The following is a 19,812-nucleotide window of genomic DNA, read 5'->3' as shown; positions in this document are numbered from 1 at the left end:
AGAACCACCAATGGGAAACAGCTCACGAGTCTTTGTCGGACGCCTCGCCGGCACCGATGTTTTCGACCCTATCGGGGATCGGGTCGGCACCGTTACAGACCTTGTTGTGCTGTTTCGGCTCACCGCAGATCCGCTCGCCGTGGGACTGGTAATTGAAGTTGCCGGGCGCAGGCGCGTCTTTCTTCCCCTTACGCGCGTAACCGCAATCGCAAACGGGCAGGTGATCACAAACGGATTGGTGAATATCCGCCGTTTTTCGCAGCGTCCGGCGGAAACAATGGTGGTCGGAGAGGTATTCGACCGTGAGGTAACGCTGAAAGACGGATCCGGGAAAGCCGTCGTGGAAGACGCGGCAATCGAACTGCAGCGCGGAAGGGAATGGCATCTGACCCAGGTTTATGTGCGGATGCTCAAAGGCTCTCCCGACGCGGGAAACACGGCGGTTCTTCCGGTGCGCGATGTGATCGGGCTGAAAACAAATCTGGCGGATCAGGGAGCGGGATCCCTGGTGGCACAGATGGAAGATCTGAAGGCCCCGGACGTAGCCGACATTCTCCGCGATCTTCCCCGCGACCGCGTACTGGCCGTCGCAAAAGAGCTGGGCGACGAACGTCTCGCGGATGTGCTGGAGGAATTGGGCGAAGAAGACGCGGTGCATATTGTGGCCGGTCTGGATGTGGAACGCGCTGCCGATGTGCTGGACGCAATGCAGCCGGACGATGCCGCGGACCTGGTCGGGGCTCTTCCCCAACCGCAGGCGGATATGCTGCTCAGCCGAATGGAACCGGGGGAAGCGGAAGACGTTCGGCGCCTTATGTCCTACGGCGACCGCTCGGCGGGCGGTCTGATGACCACCGAACCGATTATCCTGTCTCCGGACGCAACCGTTGCCACTTTCCTTGCCCATGCCCGCAGAGCCGATGTCCCGCCCGCCCTGGCGTGCATGGTGTTCGTCTGCCGGCCGCCGTTGGAAACCCCGACAGGCAAATACCTCGGGGTTGTGCATCTGCAGCGGGCCCTGCGCGAGCCGCCGGCAACACTGATCGGCAATTTAACCGACACCGATCTGGAACCGCTCTCCCCGACCGACGAAATCGGCACGGTCACCAGAATTCTGGCGACATACAACCTTACCGCCGTGCCGGTTGTCGATGACGGGATTTTATTGGGCGCGGTATCCGTAGACGACGTTCTCGATCACCTGCTTCCCCGACACTGGCGCGATTACGACGAAGATCTGCTCGACGCAACCGTGAACGAAAATTACGATTCGGAAACCGAAGATCTGGAAGACCGGGCGGCACAGCTCCCCGAAGAAAAACGTGAATACGAGAAACAGAAAGAGTGACAATGCCGGACAGTTTTGACAAACCACTCGACAAACATAACCGCAGAATCCGCAGATCCCGCCGAAACAGCGAAGTAACCGGCGTTGTTGCCGAACGGATAGCGCGGTTTACCGGCACACCCGCTTTTCTGGTTCACCTCACATTATTCGTGGGAATTTGGATCGGATGGAACACGCTGGCTCCCGAAAAATGGCAGTTCGATTCGGCCAGTATCGGATTTACCGCCCTGACTCTGATGCTCTCCCTTCAGGCGTCGTATGCCGCACCTCTGATTCTGCTGGCACAAAACCGCCAGGACGACAGAGACCGGGTGAATGCGCAGCAGGACCGGCGGGTGGCGGCGCAGAATCTGGCGGACACCGAATTTCTTACGCGTGAAATTGCCTCCCTGCGTCTGGGATTAAACGAAGTTGCCACACGCGATTTTATCCGTTCCGAACTGCGCGCGCTCACCGAAGAACTAGCCGCGCACGCACAGCAGGTCCGAGAGCTTGAAAACAGGATCGCCGAATTGGAAAAAGAACGGGAATAATTGCATTTCACAGCGGGTGTGCCTTTATAAGTGTGTGTAGTTTAGAATAGGAGCATGACGATTCTTTCCGTAGAAAAAATTAACGAAGCGCTTGCAGGTGTAATTGATCCCGAAATTCACCGTCCGATCACCGATCTGGGAATGGTGGAAAACGTCTCGCTCGCGAAAAACGGTACCGTCACCGTATCGATTCTGCTCACCACTTCCATCTGCCCGCTGCGCGATACCATCACCGCGGAAGTCAAAAAAGAACTGTTTAAGCTGGAGGGCGTGTCTGCCGTAAATATCAATATCGGCGTCATGAATGACGAACAGCGCAAAAAGCTGCGGGAGACGCTGCGCGGGGGCGCGCCGGAACGCGTTATTCCCTTCGCCCAAAAAGACAATGCCACTCACGTATACGCCATTTCCTCGGGCAAGGGCGGAGTCGGAAAATCCTCCATGACCGCCAATCTTGCCGTTTCGCTGGCCCGGCTGGGACTGAAGGTCGGGATTGTGGACGCCGATATTTACGGTTTTTCCATTCCGCAGATGATGGGCGTAACAACTCCCCCGCAGGCGGTGGACAAAATGATTATTCCCCCGGTTGCGCACGGGATAAAAGTGATTTCCATCGGTATGTTCATGGAGGAAAATACGCCTGTTGTGTGGCGCGGTCCGATTCTGCACAGAGCCTTGGAACAGTTCTTTGCCGACGTTTACTGGGGGGATCTCGACGTCCTTCTTATCGATCTGCCCCCGGGAACCGGCGATGTGGCCATTTCCGTGGCGCAGCTGATTCCGAAATCCGAAATCGTGGTGATTACGACTCCGCAGACAGCGGCGGCCGAAGTGGCCGAGCGCGCCGGGCTGATGGCAAAACAGACAAAGCAGAAAGTTGTGGGAATCATCGAAAACATGAGCTACCTGCAGCTGCCCGACGGCACAAAAATGGATCTCTTCGGCACGGGCGGAGGAGAAACTCTCTCGGCCCGGCTCTCCGGACTGCTTGAAGACGATGTTCCGCTGCTGGCACGGATTCCCCTTGAACAGCGGCTGCGCGAAGGCGGCGACAGCGGAACGCCGATTGCCGCCGCAAAAACGGATTCCCCCGCAAAAGACGAAATTTTCCGCGCCGCGCGGATACTCGCCGCCAGGGTACAAAAAGAGGGCAAAGCATCCCCCGCCGAATAGGCATTAGGAGGATTGCCACTAAAAACAGCGCACAACAGGAAACTACGGAAGTTAAAATAGGGATATGATGTCACAGAACAAAGCCGCCTCGTGGGTGTACACCGAGCAGCTGCACACGGAACCGGAATCGGTTACGCAGGCCAGAAAGGAAGCTGCCGAACTGCAGATTTCCTCCACAGGTGCAGCCAGTGTGCAGTTTCTGAAAAATCTCGTTTTGCTTCCGCATATCCGCACGGTTGCCGAAATCGGCACGGGAACCGGTGTTGTTTCCCTTTCGCTGCTGCTGGAGAACCCGGCTATCAACCTGACAACCATCGATATTGAATCCGTGGCGCAGGGATACGCCCGCGAGCACTTTGCCGCTGCCGGTATCCGACCTTCGCGCTATCGTATAATTAACGGTCTGAGCAGCGATCTCCTTCCCCGTCTGGCTTGTGCGGCCTACGATCTGGTATACCTCGACGGAGATCCTCTGGAAGCGGAGGGAGACGCCAAAGAGGCGATTAGAATGCTTCGCCCGGGCGGTATTCTCGTGTGCAATCACGCACTGTACCAGGATCGCGTTGCCGACCCCGCAAGACGCGACAACGTCACCGTTGCGCTGCGCAATCTGGGACGCGCCCTGCTTGAGGCGGAAGAATTGTCCGCCACTGTTCTTCCCGTGGGAGACGGGCTTATCTTCGCCGTAAAACGCTGATTATGCGAATGCTGCCCGGGGCCGCCCGCGCAGCGGATCCGTTACGCGGGCGCAGACGGCGCCGCAGATGCGGACGAACCGCGGGAATCCGCACCGAGTCTGGAAATTCCGCGCAAAAGAATGTCCATCGCCTCTTCTGCCGTGTCCGCCACGTGAATGTTTTCGTCCCCGGGGGAAATCATTCCTTCCGCCAGCATTGTGTTTCTGATCCACTGCACCAAACCGTTCCAATAATCGGCCCCGACCAGGACAACCGGGAAAGAAGAAATCTTGCGGGTCTGCACCAGCGTCATCGCTTCAAAGAGCTCGTCAAGCGTGCCGAACCCTCCCGGAAGAACAACGAATCCGAGAGCGTATTTTACAAACATCAGTTTTCTGACGAAGAAATAACGAAAATTGATTCCCCGGTTCACATAGGCATTTAAGGACTGTTCAAAAGGCAGTTCGATACCCAGGCCGACGGAGACGCCGCCTGCCAGGGCAGCGCCTTTGTTTGCCGCTTCCATGATTCCCGGGCCGCCGCCGGTTATTACCGCAAAATTGTTTTGCGCCGCAAGGGCGGCAATCCGGGAAGCCAATTCATAGTGCCTGTGCCCCGGTTTGGTGCGCGCCGAACCGAAAATGGAAATGGCGGGTCCCAGATTGGCAAATGCCCCGAAACCTTCCACAACTTCCGCCTGAATCCGCATGATGCGCCACGGATCGGAATCAAGAAAATCTGCCTGATATTCACTTTCTGTACGCTTCATATTTTGACAATACCTGCTATCCTGATAAACCACATAGAAATATGACCGATAATGAATAATAATAAAGTAACACCAGTTACACAGCAGAAGTAGGTTCAACACATGAATTTCGATAACGGCCGGCAGTCTGCCGCGCAGGCGGCGCAGTATATTGCCGACATCACCGGTGTTCCCCGGCACGACATCGCCCTGACTTTGGGCTCCGGGTGGAACGGCACCGAAAATCTGATCGGCGAAACAACGGCTGAAATTCCCGCCGGCGAAGTACCCGGATTCTCGGCTTCGGCGGTTGCCGGACACGGCGGAAAAATTGCTTCCGTCCTTCTTCCTTCGGGACACCGCGCACTGGTCTTGGGCGCGCGCACACATTACTATGAAGGGAAGGGAGTACGCGCGGTGGTGCACGGTGTGCGCACGGCCGCTGCCGCAGGGGCAAAAATATGCATTTTAACCAACGGATGCGGTTCAACCGTGCCCGAATGGTCACCGGGCACGGCCGTGCTGATTCGCGACCATCTGAATCTTACGGCCGTCTCCCCGATTGAGGGAGCAAATTTCACGGATCTGACGGATCTCTACACTTCCCGGCTGCGCCAAATAGCGCACAGCGTGGATCCCGATCTGCCCGAGGGTGTGTATGCCCAGTTCCCGGGGCCGCACTACGAAACACCGGCGGAAGTTCGGATGGCCCGGATTCTGGGTGCGGATCTGGTGGGAATGTCTACCGCCCTGGAAGCCATTGCCGCGCGCGAAGCGGGAATGGAAGTACTGGGGATCTCGCTCGTGACCAATCATGCCGCGGGAATTTCCGCGGAGAATCTCAGCCATGCCGAGGTTCTTGCCGCAGGCGAAGCGGCGCGGGGGCGCATTTCAAAACTACTGGCAGATATTATCGGACGTATCTTCGAAGAAATACCGTGCAGATAACATTATTGAAGAAAGCAGGAGAAAGCAATGAAAATCAATACGACGGAAATTGAAGAGTGGATTGCGCACGATCCGCAGGAAGAAACGCGCGCGGAACTGAGTTCGCTGCTGGCACGGGCCAAAGACGGAGACACCGCCGCGAAAGACAGTCTTGCCGACCGTTTCCGCGGTCCTCTTCAGTTCGGAACGGCCGGACTGCGCGGAAAAATGGGAGCCGGGCCCTTTAGGATGAACCGCGCCGTGGTCCGCCGGGCCGCCGCGGGACTCACCGCATGGCTGAAAGAAAAAATAGGCTCCGACGCACTCGTCGTCATCGGTTACGACGCCCGCTACAATTCTGCCGACTTTGCCAAAGATACCGCCGCCATCGTTACCGCCGCCGGTCTGCGGGCAAAAATTATGCCCCGCACCCTGCCCACTCCCCTGCTGGCTTTTGCCGTGCGGCATCTGCACGCCGATGCGGGCGTAATGGTCACTGCTTCCCACAATCCGGCGCAGGATAACGGATACAAAGTTTATGTGGGTAACCGCGCCGTTGACGCAGACGGAAACGGCGTTCAGATCATCCCCCCAACCGACGGGGAAATTGCGGCGAAAATTGCCGCTGCCCCGCATGCGGACGAAATTCCCCTTGCCGAATCGGGTTGGGAAGAAATCGAGGAAACGGTAATCGAAACCTATATCCGCAACACGGTTGAAAAATTGGGGCGGACGGGCGCCCGGGATCTGAAAATAGTTTATACCGCCATGCACGGCGTAGGCTATGAAACAATGATGAAGATCTTTGCCGGCGCGGGATTCACCGACGTTACCGGCGTGCCGGAGCAGATCGCCCCGGATCCCGATTTCCCAACCGTTGCCTTCCCCAATCCGGAGGAAGCCGGGGCATTGGATCTGGCGATTGCCCTTGCCGAAAAAGAGAATGCGGATATTGTGATTGCCTCCGATCCGGATGCGGACCGCTGCTCGGCCGCGGTTCCGACGGCAGAGGGATGGAGGCAGCTCTCCGGCGACGAAATCGGGTCGGTTCTCGGCGAGATTGCCGCCCGCCGCAACGCAGGCAAAGGCCGGGAGGCCACTTTGGCTTCGTCTGTCGTGTCCTCACGGCTGCTTGAGCAGATAGCCCGCCACCACGGACTGCACTATCAGGCCACTCTTACCGGATTCAAATGGATCGCCCGGGCACCAAAAATCGTTTACGGGTATGAGGAAGCCATCGGTTTTTGCGTGAATCCCGCCGACGTGAAAGACAAAGACGGTATTTCCGCAGGTTTGGCATTGGCTGTGGAAGCAGCCCGGCTGAAAGCCGAAGGAAGATCGATGACCGACGCTCTCGATGATCTTTACCGCAGACACGGGGTGTATCTGAGCGGACCGGTCACCGTCAGGGTCGAGGATCTGTCTATTATCCCTGCCACGATGGCAAAACTCCGCACCTGCCCGCCTACCGTGCTGGCCGGTTCAAAAGTGGTGCGGTTTGAAGATCTGAGCAAGGGAAGCGCAAAGCTTCCGCCAACCGATGCCGTTAAAATCGTTACCGAGGCAAACGACCGGGTTATTGTCCGCCCCTCGGGAACGGAACCGAAAGTCAAATGCTATCTGGAAGTAATTGTGCCTCTGAAACCGGAAGACGAGGGCGGTCTGCGGGCCGCAAAGACCGAAGCAGCCAAACGTCTTTCCTTCTTTAAGCAGGATATGCACGAGGCACTTAAACTGTAAAACACTGCCGAAAACATCGCAGTTTTACGGATAAACGAAAAGTCTGCCCGTGGGCGCGGTTCGTGCGATACCGCGCTTACGGGCAGATTTTTACGGATGCCGCACGGCCGTTTTGCAGGAAGCCGGACGCTGAGACGGCCGCGTGTGCCCGGCAGTCAGTTGGACCGGGTGTCGGCGCAGCCGCAGGACGCGGAGTTCTTCGCGTGCGCAAGCCGCTTTTTCAGCTCCGCATTTTCACGCTTCAGTTTCCGCACCCGGAAGTGCAGACAAAAGGCCAGACAGATAATTCCCAGCACCACCGCGCAGGCAAGAACGTGTAAAACAATCATTCCCAAAGGCATGGCAGATCCTAACCTCAAACCGCAAAATATCAATACAAAACAAAAATACCCTATACTGTGCCTATGGAACAAAATGTATCCGGAGCCGCACACATACCCGATACAGACACTGCGTACGAAGAAAAAATCCGCGCAGTACTTGCCCGCCGCACCGGTACGGATACCGCGCACTGGCGTCTCGCATTGCGCGCCAGACACGCAATGCAGGTGATTTTCGGCGTACTGAAAGAAGAATGTGCCGCCGAGCATATCGCAACCCAGGCATTTACCTGCCTGACGGCCGTGAATCCGATTTTGGATGCAGGTCTGCACCCCTATTACGCGGACATCAGCGAAGATACACTGTCGGTGAACGGGCACACGCTCAGCATTCCTCCGCATACGGCAGCCGTGGTATTGCAGCACACTTTCGGCATCATCGATTCTTTTGCGGCGCAGCAGGCTGCCGACGCAGCACACAGACAGGGCGCACTGCTGATTGAAGACAGCGCCCACTGCGCGGGAAGAATGGCGAAACGGGAAGACGGCACGCCAATCGCCGATATTTCCGTCCATTCTTTCGGCGCGGAAAAAGTTCTCCCCACCAAATTTGGAGCCGCAGTCTGGATTAATCCGAAAATCTCCGCTCCGCAAAACAATACCGGCGACCGTCATGGCCGATATCCGGGACACCTGATTTTACGCGCTTTGGAAAAGCTGCCCCGGCCTTCCGTGCTCCGCGGAAACGCAATTCGCACATACACACTGCAAAATAAGGTTCTCGGCAGACTGCCGGGCAGACTTTCCCCGCTTCTGCGGGAGATGCTGTGTGCCGCCCATATTTTCTATCCTCCCGTTGCCCCGGGCGAATGCGGCGGCCGGGGCAACGGGAAATGCCTTGCACCGAACGCCCGGGTCAATGCCGCCGTATACCGCGGACTGAAACGTCTTGGGCAATACGAAAATGAGCTTACAAAATGCACGGCAATATACAACGATGCCCTGAAAACCCTGCCGCCATCCCTGTGCACGATTCCGAAAGCCGTCTGCGGCAGGGATCCGCTGCTGCGCTTCCCGCTCTTAACGGGAAAGACGGGCACGGGAAAAAATATCGATCCCGAAGAAATGTTTCACGCTCTGCGGGAAAAAGGATTTTATCCGGGGCGCTGGTACCGTCCTCTCCTTTTCCCGGGAGCAAAAGACGCCCGGATATATGATCTGCCGGCGCAGTCCTCCCGCCTGCCGGTGACTTTAGCCGCCGCCCGGCGCATTATCAATCTACGTACGCAGGAAACACCCGCGCACGCTGCCCGTTTGGCCGCAGCCGCCCGGGAATGGCTGGAAAAACAGTAATCATGAATCACAGTGAAACACAGGGCACTTTTACTCTTATCGGCCGTGCGGAATATGCCCGCCGGCTGCGGGACACGGAATGTCCCGTTCCGTTTGAAGCTACTCCCCACTGGGAGAAAATCGATGCTCTGTCTTCCGGCAGGGAGCTGTTCGGCAATTCTCCCCTGCTGTGGGAAAAAGACGGATTTTCCGCTCTTTTGCAGCTTAAGCGGTACAGGATTAAACACCTGAATTTTCTCTGGTCGCGCGGAGGACCGGTGTGGAACCGCCGCCCGGATTCCGCTTTGGAATGGCAGCTGTTTTCGGATCTGCGCAAATACGTGAAACAGCGTGACCGAAAAATTGATTTTCTGCGAATACAGTCTTTCTGTGAAATAGGGGAACCGGACTGCCAGCACCTTTCCTATGATTCAACCGTGGTTATCAATCTGGAAGACGGCCCGGAAGCGGTTAAACGGCGTATGAAATCCCGGGGACGCAGGGACGTGAATAAGGCACTGCGCGAGTGCGGCGGAGAATGCCGGGAAGAAACACAGATCTCCTGCCGGGATTTTGCGCAACCGGTTGCCCTGCTGAAAGACACCGCGCAGCGAAAAGGATTTTCGGCAAAAAACGGCACCTTTTATTTCAGTTTTCTGCAGACACTGCGGAATGCCGAAAATCCGCTTCCCGTGCGTCTTTTCACCTACCGCGAAGAGGGAAAAGTGCAGGCATGGGCGATGTTTACCGTCTACGGCACACAGGCATATTACTACTTCGCCGCGTCCGCCCGTGCGGGGCAGAAAAATTTGGCTGCGGAACGCCTTTTGTGGCACGCCTGCACGGTATTTATGGACGAAGGCATAAAAACACTCGATTTGATGGGAATAGGTTCGAAGCTGGCGCCGCACTTAAATACGCTGAACATATTCAAAACGAAATTCAGCACGGAAACCGTTTCCGTACCCCCGTACAGGGATCTGCCTATCCGAAAACGGCGCTACCGTCTGCTGAACGCGCTCTGCAGCCTAAAACAGAAAATCACGCTTCGGTAAAATACGGCCGTGGGCGGAAAAATCAAAAATACCGCCCACGGCACCAAAACCCGCGCCATATACGCCGGCAGGCATATACGCACTTTTTACAGCGTATCAAGAACTTTCTGCGAAGAAGACAGTCCCAGTCTCGTCGCCCCGGCGGCAATGAGCTCCGCGGCAAATTTCCCGTCCCGGATTCCGCCTGAGGCTTTCACCTGCATCTCATCTCCCACGGTCTGTTTCATCAGTTTCACCGCATGCACGGAAGCGCCTCCCGCGGGATGAAAGCCGGTAGATGTTTTCACAAAATCGGCATCCACCGATTTTGCAATTTCGCACACCTTCACTATTTCCCCGTCGGTGAGCACCGCAGATTCAATAATCACTTTCAGCACGGCATAGGGAACCGCATCGCGCACCGAAGCAATATCGAATTCCACGCCTTCCCAGTCATGCTCTTTCACCAAACCGATGTTGATCACCATATCAATCTCGTCCGCACCGGAAGAAACCGCCAATGCCGCCTCCGCGGCCTTCACCGACGGGGCAACCGCACCGGAAGGAAAACCCACCACTGCGGCCAGGCGCAGTTCGCCCAAATCAATATCGGCGGGGAGGGGAAGCATGGAAGGGGAAATACACACCGAATACGTGCCGATTTTCTTTCCTTCTTCGACCAACGCCCGCACATCTGCGAAAGTCGCTTCCGGTTTCAGTAAAGTATGATCAATCATCTGTGCTACCTGCGCACGCGTTACCACTGTTGTCTCCTTGTGTCTTAAAGTACCGGCACACACCGTGCCGATTTCGTTTCGTTTTCTCTTTTGCTCTCGGATTAGGAAATACGGTCCAAAATTACCGAATTACGCACGGCGTGCCCGCCGCCAATCTCAAAACCGCCGGCCAGGGATTCCAAAGCACGCTCAAAGCGGTCTTCTTCGTCGGTGAACAGAGTCATCAGCTTCTCACCTTTGCGCACGTGGTCTCCGGGCTTGGCAAACAGCTCGATTCCCGCCCCTGCCTGCACGGGCTCTCCCCGGAAAGCACGGCCCGCGCCGAGACGCCATGAAGCCACGCCCACGGCCAGTGCATCGAGTTTCGTCAGCTCGCCCGTGGCCGGCGCAGGCACATCGTAACTGTGTTTCGCCACCGGTAAAGGCGCGTCGGGATCTCCTCCCTGTGCTCTGATCATTTCCTTCCATTTGTCCATTGCGCGGCCGTCTTTCAGCGCCGCCTGCGGATCGGCATCCGGCATCCCCGCGGCGGACAGCATTTCACGGGCCAAAGCGAGAGTAAGGTCTACCACGTCCCGGGGGCCTCCGCCCGCCAGAACCTCCACGGCTTCGGCCACCTCAGGCGCGTTGCCTACTTTCAGCCCCAGAGGCACAGACATATCGGTCAGCAGAGCCACGGTCTTTACGCCGGCATCGGTTCCCAGATCAACCATCGTGCGGGCAAGTTCACGCGCCCGTCCCAGATCCTTCATAAAAGCACCCGACCCGACTTTCACATCGAGCACAAGGGAATGCGTGCCTTCCGCAATTTTCTTGGACATAATCGAGGAAGCAATCAGCGGGATGCAGTCCACCGTTGCGGTGACATCCCGCAGTGCATACAGTTTTTTGTCCGCCGGAGCCAGACCGGCACCCGCCGCACAGATAACCGCACCGCAGCCGTGCACTCCCAGCTGCCGCATAATTTCCTCATTGCTCAGCTCGGCACGCCAACCGCGAATCGCTTCCATCTTGTCGAGCGTGCCGCCGGTATGGCCCAGTCCCCTCCCCGAAAGCTGGGGAACGGCAACTCCGAATACGGCAACAAGCGGAGCCAGAGGCAGGGTGATTTTGTCTCCGACGCCGCCGGTGGAATGTTTGTCGGCCGTAACCCGTCCCAAATGCGAGAAATCCATTGTTTCCCCGGAATCAATCATTGCCCGGGTCCACAGTGCAATTTCGGTTCCCGTCATCCCTTTCAGGAATACGGCCATCGCCAGGGCAGACATCTGCTCGTCACGCACAACACCGCGCGTATAGGCATCTATCACCCACGCGATTTCTTCCGGCTGCAGCACGCCTCCGTCACGTTTGCATCGGATTATATCTACCACATCATATTTTTCCGCCATTTTTCCTCCGGTTAAAATCGTAAACCGGGAAACATTACGCCTGTTTCCCGCTGTTTTCAGCGCTTTGATCCGACGGACCCCGGCACCTGCGCCAATTCTTTCGGGCCGAATCCGTAAGGCATCATCCTGTCCATGCTCAAAACCTCCCCTGTGGGAATTTTTACCCGCAGCCCGCCGCCGCCGTGTTCAAACAGCAGCTGCCGGCAGCGTCCGCAGGGTACGACTATTTCCCTGTTTCCATTCACGGCAACAAAGGCGAGCAGTTTCCCGCCGCCGCCGCGGATCAGTTCGCCGATCATGCCGCATTCCGCGCACAGCCCGACTCCGGTGGAAGCATTTTCCACATTACACCCCGAAATCAGCCTGCCGTCGTCTACGAGCGCCGCAGCGCCCACGGGATATCCCGAATAGGGGGCATAGGCGCAGCCCATTGCCTCTGCCGCCAGATCGAATAGTTCTTCCCAGGGTATCTGTTCCATATATCCCCTATCTCCGTTATTTGCAGATTTTCCGCGGTGTCACTTCACGTATGGGATATTCTCGGCAGCCGGCGGGCGCGACCTGCCCACAAAACCGGCCACGGCAATTACGGTCACCAGGTAGGGAATCATGTTGATCAGCTGGGACGGAATCGCGTGCGTCAGACTCGGCACGAGCAGTGCGAAAGCCTTTGCGAAACCAAACATCAGGGCCGCGGCGACTGCCCCGACGGGATGCCACTTGCCCAGGATCATTGCGGCGAGGGCGATATATCCGTTGCCTGCCGACATATTGTCGGTAAAAGCCAGCCCCGATCCGATGGTGAAGAAAGTTCCGCCCAAACCGGCCACGGCAGAGCCGAGTACGGTGTTTCTGAAACGGGTTCTGTTTACATTGATTCCCACGGTGTCCGCCGCCCGGGGATGTTCGCCGCAGGCACGCATCCGCAGACCCCAGCGGGAGCGGTAAAGGAAAACCGTGAGCAAAACGGCAATCACATACATTACATACACAAGCAGTGTCTGTTTAAACAGTGCCGGTCCGAGAACGGGGATATCGGCCAAAACCGGGATTCTGATCGCATGCAGCGCATATCTGTTGGTATTGAAAAGATCCGGAGAGTGGGTCATCACCGTTCTGAAGAAGAAGGTGGTCAGGCCGAGCACCAGCACGTTAAGCACAACGCCCACAATAATCTGGTCGACGGCGTAGCGCACGGAAAACAGTGCCAGCAGCGCACCGACGAGAGCGCCGGCAATCGGGGCGGCAAGCAGTCCGAAGAAGGAAATTCCGGTTACGGAAGCAACCAGCGCGCCCGCGAACGCGCCCGCCAGCAGCTGCCCTTCAATCGCGATGTTTACCACACCCACGTGCTCGCAGATCACACCGGAAAGCGCGCCGAAAATCAGCGGCGTTGAAATTGCAATCGTGGCCAGCAGAGTGGAAGTCACGGTGACGGCGGAAGAAGATCCCGCGCCCGCGAAAATCATGAAGCCGATAATCGTCAGAGCAACGACGGCAACCGTCACCGCCCTGTCCAAACGGCGAACCGCCCCGCTCTTTTCCCGCAGACGGACGGAATATGCCGACCATAGGGCACACAGCGCCACAATTGCGCAAAATACGCCCAGCGTGGCCGCGGCAGGAACCGTGAAGTCGGGAATGGTATATATCTGGCTTTTGTCGTTCAGACGAATCAGGGTATCTCCTCCGGACCCAAATGCCATCGCGAAGAGCAGCAGTGCGGCCAATACGTAAACGAAGGGAAGTTTCCACTCTACCCTGCGCACAATCTGTTCCCCCTGCGCCGGGGTTTTCTGTGTCGGAGCAGCCATTGCCTACGCACCTGCCTTTTCTTCTTTGATCGCGGAAAGATATTCCCGAAAAGTTTTCCGATCGGGTTTCGGCAGCCTGAAAATGAAGCGCACCAATGCCGGAGCTGCGATAAAGAGTACGATCATGGACTGTAAGATCAAAATCATATCAATCGGCACACCCTTGGTCTGCATAATATATCCCCCTGCCTTAAATCCGCCGAACAGCAGACCGGCAAGAAAAATACCGATGGGTTTGTTGCGTCCCAGCAGTGCCACGGTAATTGCGTCAAAACCGATCGTTCCGGCAACACCCTGGGTCACGTAACCCATCGTTCCCAATGCTTCGTTTGCACCCGCCAGACCGAGGAAAAGACCGGAGAGCGCCATCGTCAGGGTGGTTACTTTCCCGACCGACATTCCCGCCGTGCGCGCCGCATGGGCATTTGCGCCCACGGCCCGCAGTTCAAAACCGAAAGTAGAACGCCGCAAAATCCACCAATATACGAAAGTTGCCGCAACGGCAATCAAAATTCCGATATGCAGCTTAAAGGGCGCGGGCAAAAGTGCCGGAAACAGAGCCGTCTCAGCCGCCTTCGGCGTCTGGGGATTGCTCGATCCCGGCTGCTGCCACGCTTTTTGGGAAAGAAGATAGATGAGCACCAGAGAGGAAATTGAATTCAGCATGATCGTAACGATCACTTCGTTGGCACCCGTTTTTGCTTTCAGATAACCGGCAATCCCCGCGTAAACGGCACCGGCAACCATCGCCGCGGCAACCGCGGCCGCAAGATGGACTCCGAAAGGAAGTTTCAGATTAACTCCGATCCAGATTGCGGCCAGCGCACCAAAAACGATCTGACCGTTACCGCCGATATTAAACAGCCCCGCACGGAAACCTATCCCCAGTCCGAGACCGGCGAGAATCAGCGATGTGGCGTTAAACATTGTAACTGTGATCGGCGCGAACTGACGCTCCACCGTACGCGCGGTCGGATCGAATACGGCCCCCCTGAACATCGCGTAATAGGCGTCGGTCACGCTTGCCCCGGAAATAACGATTAAAACCGCTCCGATCGCAAAGGCCATCACCACCGCGAGAACCGAGACCAGCCAGCCGGAACGAAACGCGCTGTGCAGCGCGGCTTTTGCCCAAATTCCAAAACCTGCTTTTTTATCTGCCATCATGCGCCTCCTGTGCCACCTGCGCAGTTGCTTCTTCCAGGGAAACTCCTGCCATCATCAGACCGATTATGCTGCGCGGCGTGTCTGCCGGCACAATACCCATAATTTTGCCGCGGTAAATCACCGCTACCCGGTCGGCGAGCGCAAGCACCTCATCCAACTCCGAAGAAACAAGCAAAACCGGTGTGCCGCTGTCCCGCTCCTGAATAATACGGGCATGAATAAATTCGATGGAACCGACATCCACGCCGCGGGTGGGCTGGTTCACCACCAGCATCCGCAGATTGCGGCTCATCTCCCTGGCAACCACGACTTTTTGCTGGTTTCCGCCCGAAAGAGTGGAAATCGGATCGGTGATCGAGGTAATTCTGATGTCGAATTCTTTTACTTTTTCTTTTGCATTTTGGGCAATTACTTTATTTTTCAGAATTCCCCCCGCAGCGAAAGGCGCGTCCCGGTATTGGTCAAGCACCAGATTCTCGGCAATTGAGAAGGAGGCAATCATTCCGTCTTTCGATCTGTCTTCGGGAACGAATCCCAGGCCGGCGGCAAGATTTGCTTTCACCGATTTTCCCGTCAGATCGGTGCCGTCGAGAGATATCGTGCCTTCGGTTGCCTTTTGCAGTCCCAGAATCACCTCTACCAGCTCGGACTGCCCGTTTCCCTGAACGCCGGCAATTGCCAGCACTTCCCCGCGGCGCACGTCAAAGGAAATATGATTCAGGATTATGTTGCCGGATTCTCCGGGCATTGATACGTCTTTTACGCTCAGACCCCCGGGCGCGGGCTTTGCCGGTTCCTTTTTTACTTTCATGATTACCGGACGGCCGACCATCATTGTTGCCAGCTCGGCTTCCGTGGCTTCGGTGTCGGCCCGGCCGACTACGGCCCCGCGGCGGATTACGGTAATGTCGTCCGCCACTGCGCGTACTTCGCGCAGCTTGTGCGTAATAAATACAATTGACGTGCCCGCGCGCGCCAACTGCCGCATAATCTCCATTAATTCGTCTGTTTCCTGCGGTGTGAGCACGGCTGTGGGCTCATCCAGAATCAAAACTTTCGCTTCCCGCGACAGCGCTTTCACGATTTCCACACGCTGCCTTGTGCCCACGGGAAGATCCTCAATGTAGGCATCCGGATCCAGATCAAAACCGAAACGCCGGGAAACGTCGCGCACAATTTCACGCGCTTTGCGCAGATCAATCATTCCCGCTTTTTTGGTGGGCTCGTATCCCAAAGCGATTGATTCTGCCACCGTAAACACCGGGATCAGCATAAAGTGCTGATGAACCATTCCGATTCCCGCCGCAACCGCGTCTCCCGGCCCGTTAAATTTCACGGGTTTGCCGTCCAGAAAAATATCGCCCCCGTCTGCGTCGTACAGACCGTAGAGCACATTCATCAGTGTTGATTTTCCGGCACCGTTTTCTCCCAGCAATGCGTGAATATGGCCTTCTTCCACGACCAGATCAATATGATCATTGGCAACCAAGGGACCGAATCGCTTTGTTATCCCTTTAAGTTCCAGCTTCACTGCCGGCCCTCCCTTCGATTTCGGTTTATTTAACCGTGCTTTTAAGAATAATTGAGGCTCGGCTGCAGCACAACCGAACCTCAATTATTTTTCAAAATCGGATACTTCCCTCAGTTCTTCGGAGCAGCGGGAGTCTCCACTTTAATCTCGCCCGACTTGATCTTGGCGGTCAGTTCCTTTACTTCCTTCTTTGTTTCATCCGAAACCTTGGAATCGAAATCGTGGAACGGAGCAATCGACACACCGCCGTTCTCCAAGGTGCCCACGTACGGCTTCGAGTCAAACTTGCCTTCCGCGCCGGCCTTGATCGTATCCATCACCGAAGCGCCGATTCCCTTCATCACGGAGGTGAGCACGATTGACTTGTAGTCGGGAGCGGACTCGTACCAGTCGCTGTCCACACCGATAATCAGAGCTTTTCCGTCTGCCTTCACTGCGCCTGCCGCACCCAGACCCACGGGACCGGCAACGGGCATGATGATGTCCGCGCCCTGATCGAGGAACTGCTGCGCCTGTGTCTTACCGAGTGCCTGATCGTCGAAGGAATTCGTGAAGGCGCCCTTCTGCGCATCCTTATCCCATCCGAGAAGCTGGACGTTCTTTCCCTTGGCCTTGTTGTAGGCCTTCACACCGTCGGCAAAACCGTCCATGAAGATTGTTACGGTCGGGATCTGGATTCCGCCGAATGTGGCGACCTTGCCCGTCTTGGTGGCGGAAGCTGCCACGTAGCCGGCCAGGTATGCCGCTTCTGCGGTGTTGAAGGTAAGCGGGCGGCCGTTCTTCAGCTGCTGGGGTTTGCCGTCTTTATCCGAAAACGCGGAATCCACAAGCGCGAACGACAGATCGGGGTTCGCTTTTGCCGCTTCCAGCGCGGCGGGGGCAAGCATGAACCCTACGCCGATCACAAGATTGCAGTTGTCTGCCACCTGGGCGTCCATATTGTTCTTGAAATCATTGACGGACTTCGACTCTGCGCTGCCGGTCTTGATACCGAGTTTCTTTTCGGCGTCTTTCAGACCGACCATTGCCGATTCATTGAAGGACTTGTCGTCCCAGCCGCCGGCGTCGGAAACAAGACATGCTTTATAGTCGGCATGCTTCGATTCCTTTGCGTCTTTTGAACCCGAATTTCCGCCGGCGCAGGCAGACAGTCCAAGTGCGGAAACCGCCGCAATGGCAACAAATGACTTAAATTTCTTCACGTGCTTCTCCTAAGTGAATTAAACCCATTCGCAACTGTTATCCAGGCCACGAATAATGTCATCTCTAAGATACCCCAAATTGCGACCCGGCACACCTTTTCAAAAGAATCGGAAACGGAATTTATTTCAGGTCGGGAGGGAGATCGTCAACGAGTTCCTTGATATTTTGCGCAGCCTTGGCAGTGCTGACGAAAATTACGTCTTTTGTTTCGACCACGACGGCATCATCTACGCCCAACACCACAATCGGTTTCCCGTATGCTGAGACAAAAGCCGAAGAAGAGTCTCGAACTATGGATACCTGCTCCGTTCCGCCGGGTGAAACACGACTCTCCCCCGCACGGCCGGACACATCGCGCAAAGACATATAATCTCCGACATCCGACCAGCCCATATCGGCGGGAACCACAGCAACACGCCCGCGCGCCGCCAGCGGCTCGGCAAGAGCATAGTCAATCGCAATTTTTTTCAGATCCGGCCATATACGGGCCTGAACTTCCCCGCGGCGCGCAGTGTCCCACGCCGCGGCAATCTCATTCAGATCCGCATACAGCCGCGGTTCCAGCTCACGCAGCGCATCCAAAAGCACGCCCGTAAGCACCACAAACATTCCCGCATTCCAGTAATACTCCCCGGAGGCGAAATAGCTGCGCGCAGTGGGCGCATCCGGTTTTTCCAAAAAACTGCGCGCGGCAAAAACAGCGCCGAAATCCGCGCCCGGTTCGGGCAGAATCTGCGCACCGCAGCGAATATAGCCGAATCCCGTGGCCGCACGGGTGGGTTTAATTCCCAAAGTAACCAGATATCCGCTCCGGGCGGCGCGCACCGCGGTATGCAAAGCACTGCGGAAAGCAGACTCGTCGCGAATCACATGATCGGCCGCAAACGAGCCCATCGCCACATTCCCGTGACGTCTGTGCAAAACGGCCGCCGCCAAACCGATCGCCGCCATCGAATCACGGCCCTCCGGCTCGGCGATCACCGAATCCTGCCCCAAACCGGGCAGCTGGGCGCGGACCCGGGCAGCATGGGCCGCACCCGTCACCACGATCATCCCGCCGTCTGCCACCGGGCGCAGCCGCGCAGCCGTCTCCTGCAGCATAGTCTTGCCGCTTCCCGTCAGATCCGTCAAAAACTTCGGATAAGCCGCCCGCGACAGCGGCCACAGCCGTGTTCCGGCTCCCCCTGCCGGAATCACCGCATAAAACGCAGATTCCATTTATTTCTCCCGTACTTCCGTTTATTCGCCCCGGCACTTTCGGCAAAACAGCAAAAGTCCCTTCATTCCTCACGGTAGGTCACAAGCAGCGGGGCATGATCCGACCACCTCTGCCCATAACTTTGCGCACGGTCGATCCTGAAATCCGCGGCGCGCAAAGCCAGCTGCATATCGGCCAGATGATAGTCAATCCTCCAACCCGTATCCCGGTCAAAAGCCTGCCCGCGATTTGACCACCAGGTATATGGACCCGGGCTGTCCGGAGCCAAAATTCTCTGCACGTCGGCATAGCCGAAATCCGAAATCCACCTGTCCAGATAGGCGATCTCCGAATCAAGCACCCCCGCGGTACGGTTGTGGTTCGATTTCCAGTTTTTAATATCCTGTTCGGTGTGCACGATGTTGAAATCCCCGCACACCAGCAAATGCGGCAGCGGACGGCTGTCGCGCAGCTCCGCCAGCCTTTTCGAAACCCGTTCCAGATGTGCGTATTTCGCAGCCATTTTTTCCGGCCGGTCGGCAACGCCCGAATGAAGATACGCACTGACAAAAGTGGTGCGATACTCCGGAACGTCGATTTCGATCCATCTTCCCGTATCTACATCCGGCTCGCCGGCGTCCGAATCCGGGGCAAGAGCGTAGCGTACATCGCCTATTTCCAAATCCCTGCGCACAGCCGCCGCCACCCCCGCGCGGCCTTTGAGCACGGATTCGCACACCACGGTTTTATATTCCGCGCCGATCAGATCCGGCACCAATTCCTCCGGCGCCCTGACTTCCTGCAGCAAAAGCACATCGGGCGCGGAGCCGTCAAGCCACCGGCGCATTCCTTTGCGCACGGCTGCCCGAATCCCGTTCACATTACAGGTGGCAACAAGCATAAAATCCCTCCGCCGGCCGGCATTTTCTTAACCGAACA

Annotated in this window: 19 protein-coding genes; 8 read left to right on the top strand and 11 right to left on the bottom strand. The window is 56.7% G+C overall.

The genetic code is table 11. The features are described 5' to 3' along the window. The first annotated feature begins 10 nt into the window (after window positions 1–10). From HMPREF1631_RS04215 to HMPREF1631_RS04200, 4 genes are all read left to right on the top strand, one after another. A complete protein-coding gene (locus HMPREF1631_RS04215) occupies window positions 11–1,348 on the top strand; it encodes a magnesium transporter MgtE N-terminal domain-containing protein (protein ID WP_052047059.1) in 1,338 nt (445 codons plus the stop codon). A gap of 2 nt (window positions 1,349–1,350) precedes the next feature. Beyond that, window positions 1,351–1,881: a DUF1003 domain-containing protein gene (locus tag HMPREF1631_RS04210; protein ID WP_034232681.1), complete on the top strand. Its 531-nt coding sequence runs from the start codon at window positions 1,351–1,353 to the stop codon at window positions 1,879–1,881. A 54-nt stretch (window positions 1,882–1,935) separates the two neighbouring features. Further along, window positions 1,936–3,054 (top strand): Mrp/NBP35 family ATP-binding protein, encoded by a 1,119-nt coding sequence (locus HMPREF1631_RS04205; protein WP_034232679.1) that lies wholly within the window; start codon window positions 1,936–1,938, stop codon window positions 3,052–3,054. A 64-nt stretch (window positions 3,055–3,118) separates the two neighbouring features. Beyond that, window positions 3,119–3,751: an O-methyltransferase gene (locus tag HMPREF1631_RS04200; RefSeq protein ID WP_232215425.1), complete on the top strand. Its 633-nt coding sequence runs from the start codon at window positions 3,119–3,121 to the stop codon at window positions 3,749–3,751. Window positions 3,752–3,792: 41 nt separating this feature from the next. On the opposite strand, the gene HMPREF1631_RS04195 is transcribed toward HMPREF1631_RS04200, so the two are convergent. Further along, window positions 3,793–4,500 (bottom strand): TIGR00730 family Rossman fold protein, encoded by a 708-nt coding sequence (locus tag HMPREF1631_RS04195; protein WP_052047058.1) that lies wholly within the window; start codon window positions 4,498–4,500, stop codon window positions 3,793–3,795. A gap of 102 nt (window positions 4,501–4,602) precedes the next feature. Between HMPREF1631_RS04195 and HMPREF1631_RS04190 the strand changes: the two genes are divergently transcribed. Continuing rightward, window positions 4,603–5,427: a purine-nucleoside phosphorylase gene (locus tag HMPREF1631_RS04190; protein WP_034232675.1), complete on the top strand. Its 825-nt coding sequence runs from the start codon at window positions 4,603–4,605 to the stop codon at window positions 5,425–5,427. Between the two features lie 27 nt (window positions 5,428–5,454). Further along, window positions 5,455–7,146 (top strand): phospho-sugar mutase, encoded by a 1,692-nt coding sequence (locus tag HMPREF1631_RS04185; RefSeq protein ID WP_034232673.1) that lies wholly within the window; start codon window positions 5,455–5,457, stop codon window positions 7,144–7,146. Between the two features lie 155 nt (window positions 7,147–7,301). Here the strand turns inward: HMPREF1631_RS04185 and HMPREF1631_RS04180 are convergent, their stop codons facing one another. Beyond that, the gene (locus HMPREF1631_RS04180; protein WP_156956223.1) at window positions 7,302–7,505 is read right to left on the bottom strand and encodes a LapA family protein; all 204 of its coding nucleotides are present in this window, start codon (window positions 7,503–7,505) and stop codon (window positions 7,302–7,304) included. Between the two features lie 45 nt (window positions 7,506–7,550). On the opposite strand from HMPREF1631_RS04180, the gene HMPREF1631_RS04175 reads away from it, so the two are divergent. Together HMPREF1631_RS04175 and HMPREF1631_RS04170 are read left to right on the top strand one after the other, a co-directional pair. After that, window positions 7,551–8,819 (top strand): DegT/DnrJ/EryC1/StrS family aminotransferase, encoded by a 1,269-nt coding sequence (locus tag HMPREF1631_RS04175; RefSeq protein WP_156956222.1) that lies wholly within the window; start codon window positions 7,551–7,553, stop codon window positions 8,817–8,819. Window positions 8,820–8,821: 2 nt separating this feature from the next. Next, window positions 8,822–9,853, top strand: a complete 1,032-nt coding sequence (locus HMPREF1631_RS04170; protein ID WP_034232668.1) for a GNAT family N-acetyltransferase — start codon at window positions 8,822–8,824, stop codon at window positions 9,851–9,853. A gap of 86 nt (window positions 9,854–9,939) precedes the next feature. Here the strand turns inward: HMPREF1631_RS04170 and deoC are convergent, their stop codons facing one another. The 9 genes from deoC to HMPREF1631_RS04125 form a co-directional block, all read right to left on the bottom strand. Continuing rightward, window positions 9,940–10,596 (bottom strand): deoxyribose-phosphate aldolase, encoded by a 657-nt coding sequence (gene deoC, locus HMPREF1631_RS04165; protein ID WP_034232666.1) that lies wholly within the window; start codon window positions 10,594–10,596, stop codon window positions 9,940–9,942. 74 nt (window positions 10,597–10,670) lie between these two features. After that, window positions 10,671–11,960 carry a thymidine phosphorylase gene (locus HMPREF1631_RS04160; protein WP_034232664.1) on the bottom strand — a complete coding sequence of 430 codons (1,290 nt, stop codon included), beginning with the start codon at window positions 11,958–11,960 and terminating at the stop codon, window positions 10,671–10,673. A 56-nt stretch (window positions 11,961–12,016) separates the two neighbouring features. Continuing rightward, entirely contained in the window at window positions 12,017–12,439 is a 423-nt protein-coding gene (locus HMPREF1631_RS04155; RefSeq protein ID WP_034232662.1) for a cytidine deaminase, read from the bottom strand. A gap of 39 nt (window positions 12,440–12,478) precedes the next feature. Then, window positions 12,479–13,774, bottom strand: coding sequence for an ABC transporter permease (locus tag HMPREF1631_RS04150; RefSeq protein ID WP_052047057.1), 1,296 nt, complete (start codon window positions 13,772–13,774; stop codon window positions 12,479–12,481). A 3-nt stretch (window positions 13,775–13,777) separates the two neighbouring features. Continuing rightward, window positions 13,778–14,941 carry an ABC transporter permease gene (locus HMPREF1631_RS04145; RefSeq protein ID WP_232215424.1) on the bottom strand — a complete coding sequence of 388 codons (1,164 nt, stop codon included), beginning with the start codon at window positions 14,939–14,941 and terminating at the stop codon, window positions 13,778–13,780. Further along, complete coding sequence (locus tag HMPREF1631_RS04140) at window positions 14,928–16,472, bottom strand: ABC transporter ATP-binding protein (protein ID WP_034232660.1); 1,545 nt, start codon at window positions 16,470–16,472, stop codon at window positions 14,928–14,930. Before HMPREF1631_RS04140 ends, HMPREF1631_RS04145 begins: the two co-directional genes overlap by 14 nt. Window positions 16,473–16,582: 110 nt before the next feature. Continuing rightward, on the bottom strand, window positions 16,583–17,674 hold the full coding sequence (locus HMPREF1631_RS04135) for a BMP family protein (RefSeq protein WP_034232659.1): 1,092 nt from the start codon (window positions 17,672–17,674) through the stop codon (window positions 16,583–16,585). Between the two features lie 121 nt (window positions 17,675–17,795). Next, complete coding sequence (locus HMPREF1631_RS04130; protein WP_034232657.1) at window positions 17,796–18,893, bottom strand: mannose-1-phosphate guanylyltransferase; 1,098 nt, start codon at window positions 18,891–18,893, stop codon at window positions 17,796–17,798. A 62-nt stretch (window positions 18,894–18,955) separates the two neighbouring features. Continuing rightward, window positions 18,956–19,774, bottom strand: a complete 819-nt coding sequence (locus HMPREF1631_RS04125; RefSeq protein ID WP_034232655.1) for an exodeoxyribonuclease III — start codon at window positions 19,772–19,774, stop codon at window positions 18,956–18,958. Between the last annotated feature and the right edge of the window lie 38 nt (window positions 19,775–19,812).

Source organism: Arcanobacterium sp. S3PF19, assembly GCF_000758825.1.
Classification (GTDB): domain Bacteria; phylum Actinomycetota; class Actinomycetes; order Actinomycetales; family Actinomycetaceae; genus Arcanobacterium_A.
Note: the sequence above shows the minus strand (reverse complement) of the source record. Positions and strands in the feature narration are given on the sequence as shown.

Excerpts from the sequence above, each read along its gene's own strand:
- HMPREF1631_RS04215 (WP_052047059.1), top strand. The coding sequence starts at position 11 with ATGGGAAACAGCTCACGAGTCTTTGTCGGACGCCTCGCCGGCACCGAT.
- HMPREF1631_RS04210 (WP_034232681.1), top strand. The coding sequence starts at position 1,351 with ATGCCGGACAGTTTTGACAAACCACTCGACAAACATAACCGCAGAATC.
- HMPREF1631_RS04205 (WP_034232679.1), top strand. The coding sequence starts at position 1,936 with ATGACGATTCTTTCCGTAGAAAAAATTAACGAAGCGCTTGCAGGTGTA.
- HMPREF1631_RS04200 (WP_232215425.1), top strand. The coding sequence starts at position 3,119 with ATGATGTCACAGAACAAAGCCGCCTCGTGGGTGTACACCGAGCAGCTG.
- HMPREF1631_RS04195 (WP_052047058.1), bottom strand. The coding sequence starts at position 4,500 with ATGAAGCGTACAGAAAGTGAATATCAGGCAGATTTTCTTGATTCCGAT.
- HMPREF1631_RS04190 (WP_034232675.1), top strand. The coding sequence starts at position 4,603 with ATGAATTTCGATAACGGCCGGCAGTCTGCCGCGCAGGCGGCGCAGTAT.
- HMPREF1631_RS04185 (WP_034232673.1), top strand. The coding sequence starts at position 5,455 with ATGAAAATCAATACGACGGAAATTGAAGAGTGGATTGCGCACGATCCG.
- HMPREF1631_RS04175 (WP_156956222.1), top strand. The coding sequence starts at position 7,551 with ATGGAACAAAATGTATCCGGAGCCGCACACATACCCGATACAGACACT.
- HMPREF1631_RS04170 (WP_034232668.1), top strand. The coding sequence starts at position 8,822 with ATGAATCACAGTGAAACACAGGGCACTTTTACTCTTATCGGCCGTGCG.
- HMPREF1631_RS04160 (WP_034232664.1), bottom strand. The coding sequence starts at position 11,960 with ATGGCGGAAAAATATGATGTGGTAGATATAATCCGATGCAAACGTGAC.
- HMPREF1631_RS04155 (WP_034232662.1), bottom strand. The coding sequence starts at position 12,439 with ATGGAACAGATACCCTGGGAAGAACTATTCGATCTGGCGGCAGAGGCA.
- HMPREF1631_RS04150 (WP_052047057.1), bottom strand. The coding sequence starts at position 13,774 with ATGGCTGCTCCGACACAGAAAACCCCGGCGCAGGGGGAACAGATTGTG.
- HMPREF1631_RS04145 (WP_232215424.1), bottom strand. The coding sequence starts at position 14,941 with ATGATGGCAGATAAAAAAGCAGGTTTTGGAATTTGGGCAAAAGCCGCG.
- HMPREF1631_RS04130 (WP_034232657.1), bottom strand. The coding sequence starts at position 18,893 with ATGGAATCTGCGTTTTATGCGGTGATTCCGGCAGGGGGAGCCGGAACA.
- HMPREF1631_RS04125 (WP_034232655.1), bottom strand. The coding sequence starts at position 19,774 with ATGCTTGTTGCCACCTGTAATGTGAACGGGATTCGGGCAGCCGTGCGC.